The 10,700-nt window shown below is 69.8% G+C and carries 11 protein-coding genes and 1 pseudogene; all 12 read left to right on the top strand.

The genetic code is table 11. From position 1 onward, the window contains the following. The coding region (locus tag GA0115259_RS13820) for a phage tail sheath family protein (protein WP_093595902.1) at window positions 1-1,382 on the top strand (1,382 nt) is incomplete at its 5' end. A 48-nt stretch (window positions 1,383-1,430) separates the two neighbouring features. Continuing rightward, complete coding sequence (locus GA0115259_RS13815; protein WP_093595899.1) at window positions 1,431-1,874, top strand: phage tail protein; 444 nt, start codon at window positions 1,431-1,433, stop codon at window positions 1,872-1,874. After that, window positions 1,874-2,371, top strand: coding sequence for a hypothetical protein (locus tag GA0115259_RS13810; protein WP_093595896.1), 498 nt, complete (start codon window positions 1,874-1,876; stop codon window positions 2,369-2,371). Before GA0115259_RS13815 ends, GA0115259_RS13810 begins: the two co-directional genes overlap by 1 nt. Continuing rightward, on the top strand, window positions 2,368-2,511 hold the full coding sequence (locus tag GA0115259_RS40265; RefSeq protein ID WP_093595893.1) for a DUF6760 family protein: 144 nt from the start codon (window positions 2,368-2,370) through the stop codon (window positions 2,509-2,511). The genes GA0115259_RS13810 and GA0115259_RS40265 overlap by 4 nt, the downstream gene beginning before the upstream one ends. 40 nt (window positions 2,512-2,551) lie before the next feature. Next, the gene (locus GA0115259_RS13800) at window positions 2,552-4,390 is read left to right on the top strand and encodes a hypothetical protein (protein ID WP_141716555.1); all 1,839 of its coding nucleotides are present in this window, start codon (window positions 2,552-2,554) and stop codon (window positions 4,388-4,390) included. A 54-nt stretch (window positions 4,391-4,444) separates the two neighbouring features. Beyond that, window positions 4,445-4,882: a phage tail protein gene (locus GA0115259_RS13795; protein WP_093595887.1), complete on the top strand. Its 438-nt coding sequence runs from the start codon at window positions 4,445-4,447 to the stop codon at window positions 4,880-4,882. 5 nt (window positions 4,883-4,887) lie between these two features. Beyond that, window positions 4,888-5,706 (top strand): CIS tube protein, encoded by an 819-nt coding sequence (locus GA0115259_RS13790; RefSeq protein ID WP_093595884.1) that lies wholly within the window; start codon window positions 4,888-4,890, stop codon window positions 5,704-5,706. A gap of 67 nt (window positions 5,707-5,773) precedes the next feature. Then, window positions 5,774-7,735 carry a VgrG-related protein gene (locus tag GA0115259_RS13785; RefSeq protein WP_093595881.1) on the top strand — a complete coding sequence of 654 codons (1,962 nt, stop codon included), beginning with the start codon at window positions 5,774-5,776 and terminating at the stop codon, window positions 7,733-7,735. A 74-nt stretch (window positions 7,736-7,809) separates the two neighbouring features. Then, window positions 7,810-8,091: a PAAR domain-containing protein gene (locus tag GA0115259_RS13780; protein WP_093595878.1), complete on the top strand. Its 282-nt coding sequence runs from the start codon at window positions 7,810-7,812 to the stop codon at window positions 8,089-8,091. An 8-nt stretch (window positions 8,092-8,099) separates the two neighbouring features. Next, window positions 8,100-8,510 (top strand): GPW/gp25 family protein, encoded by a 411-nt coding sequence (locus tag GA0115259_RS13775; protein WP_093595875.1) that lies wholly within the window; start codon window positions 8,100-8,102, stop codon window positions 8,508-8,510. Beyond that, window positions 8,507-10,459, top strand: coding sequence for a putative baseplate assembly protein (locus tag GA0115259_RS13770; protein ID WP_093595872.1), 1,953 nt, complete (start codon window positions 8,507-8,509; stop codon window positions 10,457-10,459). Before GA0115259_RS13775 ends, GA0115259_RS13770 begins: the two co-directional genes overlap by 4 nt. Window positions 10,460-10,462: 3 nt before the next feature. After that, window positions 10,463-10,700 (top strand): annotated as a pseudogene (locus GA0115259_RS13765) (phage tail protein); the annotation flags it as partial.

Raw genomic sequence — 10,700 nt, 5'->3', positions numbered from 1 at the left:
AGGGGCCCTACCTCGCCTCCGCCGTCTACGGCTTCTTCGCCAATGGCGGCGGCATCTGCTACGTCATCCGCATCGGCGGCGGTACGGGTGAAAGTGACGATGATAAATCCGAGGCCGGGACAGCCAGGGAGCTGCCAGCCGGTACGGACGGTACGGAGGCCCAGCTCGGGCCGTACACCGTACGGACGCTGCCCGGTGTGACCGGCGAGATCACCGTCTCGGTGGCCGATCCCGAGGGCGAGGACCCACCACAGGATGTGTTCACCCTGGTGGTGGCCCGCGACGGCAAGGTCGTGGAAACCTATCCCGCGGTCTCGTCCAAGCGCAGCAAGGACAATGTCGCCTCGCAGGTGAGGGCGCGGTCGCAGCTGATCGAGATCCGCGAGCCGGGACGCGGCCCGGCGCCCACCAGACCCGAGGCCCAGACCGTGACGCTCCGGCCCGCGGGCGACGCCGACGGCGCATCCGGTCCGCTTTCCGCGGAGGAGTACGTCGGCGATCCCGACCGACGCACGGGTCTGGGCGCGCTGGAGGCGATCGACGAGGTCACCATGGTCGCCGTACCGGATCTGATGAGCGCCTACGAACGCGGCGATCTGGACCTGGAGTCCGTGGTCTCGGTGCAGCGGAGCCTGATCGACCACTGTGCGCTGATGGGCGACCGGATCGCGATCCTCGATCCGCCGCCCGGTCTCAGCCCTCGGCAGATCAAGGACTGGCGGATGGAGACGACCGGCTTCGACTCGAAGTTCGCAACGCTCTACTACCCATGGATCAAGGTCTTCGACCCGGCGGCGGGCCGTAACGCCTTTGTGCCGCCGAGCGGTCATATCGCCGGAGTATGGGCCCGTAACGATGCCTCACGCGGAGTCCACAAGGCCCCGGCGAACGAAGTCATACGAGGAGCTGTCTCTCTCCAGACCCAACTGACCAAGAACGAGCACGATCTGCTCAATCCGATCGGCCTCAACTGCATCCGCGCCTTTCCCGGGCGCGGTATCCGCGTCTGGGGCGCGCGCACCCTGGCCGCGGATCCCGCCTGGCGCTATCTCAACGTACGACGGCTCTTCAACTATTTGGAGGAATCGATCCTGGCGGGCACCCAATGGGTCGTGTTCGAGCCGAACGACGACGCGCTGTGGGCCCGTATCCGGCGTACGGTCTCGGCGTTCCTGGTCAACGAGTGGCGCAGAGGCGCGCTGTTCGGGCTGACGCCGGAAGAGGCGTTCTACGTCAAGTGCGACCGCGAGACGAACCCGCCCGAGAGCATCGACGCCGGACAGGTCATCTGCGAGATCGGAGTGGCGCCGGTGAAACCGGCCGAGTTCGTGGTCTTCCGGCTCTCCCAACTGACCGGCGGAACTGGCGCGGTCGATGAGTGAGACGGCTGAGATCAGCAGTAGCGACAGCGAGTGCTTAGGAGGCTGGTAGTGCCACTTCCCGATCTCGACAGTTCCGTCGGACACTCCTTCGGTCTGGAATTCGACAGCGTCCTCATCAAGCAGATCACCGAGGTGAGCGGTCTGAAGATGGAACAGGACGTCATCGAGCTGAAGCAGAACACCGCCGACGGTAAGTACGCCATCAAGAAGCTGCCGGGCCGTCCCAAGGCGGGCGAGGTCACGGTCAGCCGCGGACTGACCGAGGACAACAGTTTCGAACAGTGGATCAAGGACTCCCGGTTCGGCCGGATGACGGACGCCCGGCGCAACGGCGCGATCATCGTCTACGACTACGAGGGCATCGCGATCAAGCGCTACAAGCTGATCAACGCCTGGCCCAAGTCCCTGGAGATCGGCACGCTGAAGGCGGGCGACACCTCCGTTCTCACGGAGAAGCTGGCCATCACCTACGAAAGCATGGAAGTCGACTGATGCGGCGCGTACTGTCTCCCGCCGTACGACCGGACGACGGCACCGCGCCGGACAGGTCGGGCGGTGACGGGCGGGAGCACCGGAACGGCCACGGGTCTCGTGCCGCCCACGAGGCTCGCGAGACTCTGCGTACCGAGTTCCCGTTCGAACTGCCGCGAGGCTACGTGGACGAGTCCGGCACCGTGCATCGCTCGGGCGTGATGCGACTGGCCACCGCCCGCGACGAGTTGATTCCGCTCAGGGACGACCGGGTACGGGAGAACGCCGCGTATCTGTCGGTCGTCCTGATCGCCCGCGTGGTCAGCAGGATCGGCACCGTCGAGGACATCCATCCGGGCGTCATCGAGGACCTGTTCGCCTCCGATCTCGCCTTTCTCCAGGACTTCTACCGCCGGATCAACGCCGAGGGACACACCCGGGCCGCCGTCACCTGCCCGTCCTGCCAGGAGAGCTTCGCCGTGGATCTCGCCGGAGGTGGTCGCCCGGGGGAATCGTGACGTACGCGGCCGACCTGCTCTACGAGGAGGTCGCGTACCTCGCCTACCACTTCCACTGGCCACTCGACCAGTTGCTCGATCTGGAGCACGCCGAGCGGCTGAGGTACGTCGCACAGATCGCCCGGCTCACCGGGCAGTAGGGCAGAGCAGGGCGAGAGGCGAGAGGGGGGACACAGGATCATGGGATTGCTTTCCTGGCTGCGCGGTGACCGGGCCGAGGTATCGGACGCGGTGGACGCTACGGACGCGATGCCCGCTACAGAGACGACGGACACGGTGGACGCGGCGGACGCCACCGGCGCGGCGCGCATCGCGTCTCCGCCCGGACGCGCGGTGGCCGGCTGGCGCGAACTCCCTCCGGTTCAGCGCACGGTGACCACTCCCGGCCTGGTGACGGACCCGGACGGCTTCCGCGGCTCACTCGGCAGTTGGCAGGACGCCACACTCACCACTCCTCTCGGGCATCTGGTCAGCCCGCAGGCGCCCTCCGGGCTGATGCACGGACTTGTCGCGTCCCGCGGTCCCACGACAGTGAGCCGCTGGGCCGAGGACGGTGTCGTCGCCTCCTGGCCCACGGCGCCCACACCCGCAGGACGAATGCCGGGGCAGGCGCAAGCGCGTGTGCAGGCGCGGATACAGCCCACAGCCATGCCGGTGCAACGGAGCGAGGCGGCCGGTTCGCTGGTCTCGGCCGGGACATCGCCCGCCGAACTGCCCGTACGCCAACTGATCGGTGAACGCCCGGTCGAACCCTCGCTGCCCTCAGCGTCCCAGCCTGAACTTCCCGCGGCAGCCTCAGCGCCCGCCTCGTCCGGATCCGCTGCCCCGCCCGTACGGGACAGCTCCCGTATGCCGGGCCTCGGCGCACCGCTGGCCGGGCTGCCGCCCACCGCACAGCGGCAGATCGCCGCACGTGTTCCTGGGCCGACCACCGACTCGACCGAACCGCCGGACCCAACCGGTGCCAACTTCCCACCGGACGCGGGGACTTCGGCAAGGCCACTGCTCGGCGACGCTCCGTCCCTCGTACAACGGCACATGGAACAACACGCACCACACCACCCCCAACAGCACGCCCAAGACCACCCGACGGTCCCGCCCTCACCCGGCCGAAGCCCCACCCTCACGCCCCTACGGATCCAACGTCTCCACGGTCCCGGCACGCTCCCCCGCCCCACCACCGAACCAGCGTCCGGGCCGGTGGCGCCGCTCGTCGCGCAACGGGCGATGCCCCTCTTCGCCACCGGCCCGGACGCGCCCACGGCCTCCCCCATGGCCTCGGTCTCCGGACATACGGAACCAGAACCGCCCGTCGTACCGGTCCGCTGGTCCGCTCCACACCCGGAGACGGCGGTCCAGCGCTCGTCCGACACGGGCGACCGAGCCGCCCGTACGGTGATGGCGCCGCCACCCGCACAACTTCTGCCCGCACAGGCCTCACCCGCACAACTCCCGCCCGCAGTACAGCGACAGTGGCAACGGCAGCCACAGCAGCAGCCACAGCCACGGACCTTCGGAGGCCCTCCGTCACCCCGGTCGGTCTCCGGAGCTCTCTCCACCTCCGGCTTCCGCGACGCCGGTTCCGTCGCCGTCGCCGCAGGAGTGGCCCAGCGGATGGCCGACGGCAGTGTGGTCTTCGGTATCCCGGCCGCCCAGGCAACCGGAGCGGCCCAAGCAGCCCGAACCGTCCAGCGCCAGGCCATGAGCAACGAGACGCCACCCCCACTCCCCGTCCCGGATCTCGTTCCGGACTCCTCACCGGAACCGACGCCCGAACCCGCGCCCGAACCCGAGACCGCGCCCGCTCCCGAGCAATCCGAGGAATCCGCCGCCGACGCCGCCGATCCCGCTTCCGCCTTCCCTGACGCGGCCACCGCCGCGTCAGGCCCGTCCGCTCAGGCCCCGCCCGTCACCGATGAGCTCGTACGAGCCCTGTACGCGCCTCTCAGCCGACTGCTCAAGGCCGATCTGCGGCTGGAACGCGAACGCGCCGGATTCCTGATCAACACCAGGCACTGAACCGACACCAGGCACTGAGAGGTCCGCCAAGTGACATCGCCCGTGACATCACCCATGACACCGGCCGACAACAACGACCCGGCCGTCAGCGTCTGTTTCGTCGTCACGATCGACGACATCGAACTCGGCTCGTTCAACACCTGTGACGGTCTCGGCTGCGAAGTGGTGCTCGAAGCGCGCGAAGAGGGCGGCAACAACGGCCATGTCTGGCAGCTCCCGACCCGTCTCAAGTACTCCAATGTGAAGCTCTCCCGGCCGCTGACGCGCGAGACCGAGAAGGTCGCCAAGTGGTTCGCGAGCATGACCACCGGTTTCAGCCGTAAGACCGCGCATATCGAGGCTCGTACGGGCGACGGCCGCAAGGTCGCGCAGTGGGGCCTGCTGGAGGTGGTACCGGTGCGCTGGACCGGTCCGTCGTTCACTCCCGAGTCGCCCAAGGTGGCCATCGAGACGATCGAGATCGCTCACCACGGCTATGTGATGGAGGGCTGAACGCGGTGAGCGGGCCCATCGCGTTCAGTGCCGCGAGCACCTCAGGTACGTCGTCCTCCGCCGGTACGTCGTCCTCCGCCCGTGCGCCGGGCTCGGCCCGGCCCAAGCTGGAGCACGCCTATCTGGAACTGCGTACTCCACCGGTCGGCGGCGGTCTCATCCCAGGCGGGCCCTGCGGCCGTATCGACTTCCAGTTCAATCCGAAGGAACTGAGTCTGACCAAGGCGGCGGCCTGGAAACGCACGCCCGCCAAGGGCGCGAAGAGTTCCGGGCCGCCGGAGTACCAGGGCCCGCAGCCCAGCAAGCTCACGGTGGAGATGTTCTTCGACGCGAGCGACACCCAGGACAGCAGTGTCGTGACCTCGGTCGAGAAGCTCTTCGCCTGCTGTGTGCCGACCAGCGAGACCCGGCAGCAGCAGCGGTCCTCGCCGCCCTGGGTGGTCTTCCACTGGGGCGGGCTCACCGGTTTTCCCGGCTATGTCAGCCAAGTGCAGGCGAAATACACCCTGTTCACCACCTCCGGTGTGCCGATCCGGGCGCTGTGCCAGGTGACGATGGAGGAAATCAGCGGTGAGACACCCGGTCAGAACCCGACCTCGGGAGCGCTGGCGGCACGGCGCGTGCACCGCGTGGGCGCCGGCGACTCGCTCCCGGGACTCGCCCATCGCGAGTACGGGGATCCGGCCGCCTGGCGGGTCATCGCGGAGGCGAACGGGATCGACGATCCGATGCGGCTGACCAACGGGCAGGAGCTGCTGCTGCCCGCTCTGGACGAGCTGGGACGGCTCCAGGACCGCGATTCCGGACGCGAACGGCAGACGTGAGCCGAGGTAGCCCGCGCAGTAAACCGAGGTAGCCGAATCAGGCCAGGACAAGAGGTGGTGAGGGCGGATGGCCCAGCAGAGCGTCGCCAAGACGCTGGTGGTCGAGTTCGGGGGCAGTCCGCTGCCGCCCGCGCTCGCCGGCACCCTTGTCGAAGGATATGTGGACGACAGCCGTACGCTGCCGGATCTCTTCGTCCTGCGCTTCCGCGATCCCGGCCGGACGCTGCTGGAACAGACCGGGCTCAAGATCGGCGGCGAGGTCCGGCTGCTGGCCCACGCAGGCGGCGGCCCGTCCGCCGTCCCGCTGCTGACGGGCGTGGTGACCGCGCTGGAGCTGGAGATAGACGACACCGGCACCTTCACGGTGGTGCGCGGTCTTGACGAGTCGCACCGGCTGTTCCGTGGCCGCCGTGTCGCCGGGTATCAGAACATGACGCTCGCCGACATCTGCGCGCAGGTGGCGCAGCGGGCAGGGCTGCGCCCTGGAACGGTGGATGTGGCGGGCCCCGTACTCGAACATGTCGCCCAGCCCAATATCAGCGACTGGGAGTTCATCCGAGGGCTGGCCGAGGAGGCGGGCGCGCAGGCCTACGTCCTGGACGGCAGGCTGCACATCACCAGGCCCGCCGAGGCGAGCGGCGCGCCCGACGGTTCCGCGCGCGCCGAGCAGAATCCGCTGGTCCTGGAGATGGGCAGCAATCTGATCCGCTGCCGGGCCGGCGTGTCGTCGGCCGAGCAGGTCTCCGAGGTGGAGGTACGCGGCTGGGACATGGCCGCCAAGCAGCCGCTGGTGGGCCGGGCACCGGCGGGCAGGACGTCGACGCTCGACCTGGGCGTGACGGCGGCCGAGGTGTCCGCGCCCTTCGGCGAGGCGAGCTTTGTCGTCACGGACACGTCGTACGGGACACAGGCGCAGGTGAACCAGGCGGCGAAGGCGCTGGCGGAGCGGATCGCGGGATCCTTCGCCGAGCTGGAGGCGGTGATCCGGGGCAATCCCGAGGTACGGGCGGGCAGCGCGGTGGCGCTCAACGCCGTGGGAGCGCCCTTCGAGGGCCGTTATACGGTCACGTCCTCGCGGCATGTCTTCGACGCCGTACGCGGTTACGAGACCTGGATCACCGTCTCGGGACAGCAGGAGCGTTCCCTCTTCGGTCTGACGGGCGGCGGCGCGGGCTCGGCGGGCGGCGGTGGTGGCCCGGCGGCGGGCGGACGGTACGCGGGCCTGGTCAACGGAACGGTGACGGACACCCAGGATCCGGAGGGACTCGGGCGGGTGAAGGTCCGGTTCCCCTGGCTGTCGGACGAGTACGCGAGCGACTGGGCACGTACGGCGCAGTCGGGCGGTACGAGCGGTGGCGAGGCGTTCATTCCCGAGGTCGGCGACGAGGTGCTGGCCGGTTTCGAGCAGGGACATCTCGACCGGCCGTATGTGCTGGCAGGTCTCTACAACGGCCAGGACAGACCGGCCCAGGGCGGCGGCGCAGGTGGCGCGACCGGCTCAGGCGGTCCAGCCGACCCCAGCACAACAGGCGGCCCAAGCGGCACAAGCAGCACAGGCGGAGGCGCCGAGCTCGTCGATCCGACGACCGGTGCCGTCAACCGCCGTGCCTTCGCCTCCAAGAGCGGCAATCAACTGGAGCTGCTGGACGCGGCGAACGGCCCGCAGGGCGTACGACTCCTCACGGGCGACGGCAAGTTGAAGATCGACCTGGACCGCCGTGGCACCACCATCGTCGTCAACAGCGACGGCAGCGTGGAGATCGAGGCCCGGCAGCAGGTGTCGATCAAGGCCGGCAGCGGAGTGGCCATGGACGCGGGACAGGGCGTACTCGAACTCAGCGGCGACTCGGTGAAACTGACGGCCCGTACGGGAGTCCAGGTGGACGGCGGGACGGGCCGGCTCCGGCTGGCGACCGGTGGCGCGCTCGATGTCCAGGGCAGCCAGGTCGCGGTCAACGGCACCTCACGCACGGAGATCAAGGGCGGCAGCACCTGCTCCATCAGCGCACCACTCGTCAAGATCAACTGAAGCGGGACACGTAGGACACCTGGGACACGTAGGGCACGCACCGCACGTAGGACACACGAGAGGAGCACCCGGACATGTCGGCAGCCGCACGCGTCGGCGATCCCACAGGCCACCCGGGCACGGTCGGCCCACCGGGAGTGCCGTCGGTGCTGATCGGCGGCAGACCCGCCGCCACGGTCGGCACGCCGCACCAGTGCTCCGTACCGCCACCGGCCGTCCATCCGCCGTCCGCGATCGCCGGACCGGGCAGTTCGACCGTACTGATCGGCGGCAGCCCGGCCGCCCGCGTCGGCGACCGCGCCGCCTGCGGCTCACCCGTGGTGTCCGGCTGTCCCAGCGTCGACATAGGAGGCTGACCGCCGCCGTGGGAGAGCAGTTCATCGGCGCAGGCTGGGCCTTCCCGCCCCGTACGGACGCCACCGGCAGCATCGCCCTGGTGGGCGGCGAGCGCGCGCTGGAGGAGTCGATCCGGCTGATCCTGGCGACCTCGCCCGGCGAGCGGCCGATGCGTCCCGAGTTCGGCTGCGCCGTCAACGACTATGTCTTCGCACCGGCGGACGCGGGTACGGCCGGCCAGCTCGCCTACGAGGTACGGCTCGCGCTGGAGCGGTGGGAGCCCCGTATCGAGGTGGCCGAGGTGACCGTCCGGTTCGACGAGGCGGACAAGGGCGTGCTGTACATCGACATCGGATACACGGTGCGCGGCTCCAACGACCCCCGGAATCTGGTGTTCCCGTTCTATGTGATCCCGCAGCACGAGGAGGACGGACCGTGACGCTGCCCAGCCCCGATCTGGACGACCGTCGCTTCCAGAGCCTGGTGGACGAGGCCAAGCGCCTGGTGCAGCAGCGCTGTCCGGAGTGGACGGACCACAATGTCTCCGACCCGGGCGTGACTCTGATCGAGGCCTTCGCCACCATGGTCGACCAGCTCGTCTACCGGCTCAACCGCGTGCCGGAGAAGAACTATCTGACCTTTCTCGATCTGATCGGCGTACGGCTGTATCCGCCGACGGCGGCCCGTACGGAGGTCACCTTCCGGCTCTCCGCGCCCCGGCCGGAGCCGGTACGGGTCAGGGAGGGCACCGAGGTCGCCACGGTCCGTACGGAGACCGAGGAGGCGGTGGTCTTCACCACGAGCCGCGAACTCTCCATCGTGCCCTGCCGGTTCGAGCATCTCGCGACCGGTGCCGCGGACGGCCCGGCCGTCGACCGGACCGAGGAGCTGGCGCTCGGCCGCGACGTGCCCTGTTTCGGCAGTACGCCCACGCCCGGCGACACGCTCTATGTGGGGCTCTCCGACGCGGTGCCGAGCGGAGTCGTGGTCCTCCGTCTCGACTGCCGGGTGGAGGGCGTGGGCGTCGATCCGCGGCGCCCGCCGCTGCTCTGGGAGGCCCGGGACGGCACGGAGTGGCGGGCCTGCGAGATCGAGAAGGACGACTCGGGCGGTTTCAACCGGTCGGGCGAGCTGATCCTCCATCTTCCGCGTGCGCACACCACATCGGCCGTCGTAGGGCGCACCGGCGGCTGGCTGCGCTGCCGGCTGCTGGAGCCCGAGCCCGGTCAGCCCACCTATGTGGCTCCGCCGACCGTCCGCCGGATCACGGCCTTCACGATCGGCGGTACGGTCGAGGCCGCGCACGCCGAGGCGGTGCGCGACGAGGTCCTCGGTCCCGCCGAGGGCGTTCCCGGACAGAGCTATCTGCTGGCCAGGCCGCCTGTGGTGCCCGGTGACTTCGTGGTCGAGGTGGCGGATCCGGACGAAGGCTCCGGCTGGGCCGACTGGACCCGCGTGGACGACTTCGCGCACTCGGGCCCGGACGACCGGCACATCACCCTGGACCCCAACTCGGGCCGGGTGGACTTCGGTCCCGCCGTACGGGAGCAGGACGGCGGCCTGCGCCACTACGGAGCCGTGCCGCGCAAGGGCAGCGCGGTGCGGGTGCGCGGCTACCGTACGGGCGGCGGCCGGCGCGGCAATGTGGCCCGTGGCGCGCTGCGGGTGCTGCGCGCCTCCCTGCCGTATGTGGCCCGGGTGGAGAACCGGCGTCCCGCGCTCGGCGGTGTGGACGGCGAGACGGTGGAGAGCGCCCGGGTGCGCGGGCCGATGACACTGCGCACGCTGCACCGGGCGGTCGTACCGCACGACTACGAACTGCTCGCCCGCGAGGTGGCTCCGGACGCGGCGCGGGTGCACTGCGTACGGGAGGGCAGGGACGCGGAGGCGGGCGGAGTACGGCTGCTGGTCGTCCCGTCCGGGCGCAGTGACGCGCAGGGCCGGATCGGCTTCAACGAGCTGATCCCGCCGCCGGACACCATGGAACAGATCAAAAGCCATCTCGACGAGCGGCGGCCGATCGGCGCGCGGCTGATGGTGGAGCCGCCGTTCTACCAGGGCGTGACGGTCGTGGCCTCGGTGCAGGCGCGCCGTGGAGCGGTGGTCGAGCGGCTGCGCGAGGCGGCGCTGGCCGCGCTGTACGGCTATTTCAATCCGCTGACCGGCGGCCCCGACGGCGAGGGCTGGCCCTTCGGGCGGCCGATCCAGTCGGGCGAGGCGTTCGCGGTGCTCCAGCGGGTGCCGGAGGTGGATCTGGTGGAGGAGGTACGGCTGTTTCCCGCGGACCCGGTGACCGGGCGGCGCGGCGAGGAGACGGCCAGGATCGCACTCGACCGGCACGCGCTGGCCTTCTCGTACGAACACCAGCTACGGATACGGGAGGTCTGAGCGATGCGCGGAACCGTGGCGGGACTGCCCTCACCGCATCCGCTGATCGAGCTGCTGCCCGCGCTCTATCTGGAACAGGACTTTCTGCGGCGCTTCCTCTCCGCGCTGGACGATGTCCTCGCCCCGATCCTGCTGACGCTCGACAATCTGCCCGCGCATCTCGATCCGCGCAGCGCGCCGGAGGATCTGCTCGACTGGGTCGCCCAGTGGGTGGCGGCGGAGCCGCACCGGGACGAGCCGG

The sequence above is a fragment of the Streptomyces sp. MnatMP-M17 genome (genome assembly GCF_900091995.1).
In the GTDB taxonomy this organism is placed as follows: domain Bacteria; phylum Actinomycetota; class Actinomycetes; order Streptomycetales; family Streptomycetaceae; genus Streptomyces.
The sequence above is the reverse complement of the archived record's forward strand: the minus strand, read 5'-3'. Positions and strand labels throughout refer to the sequence as shown.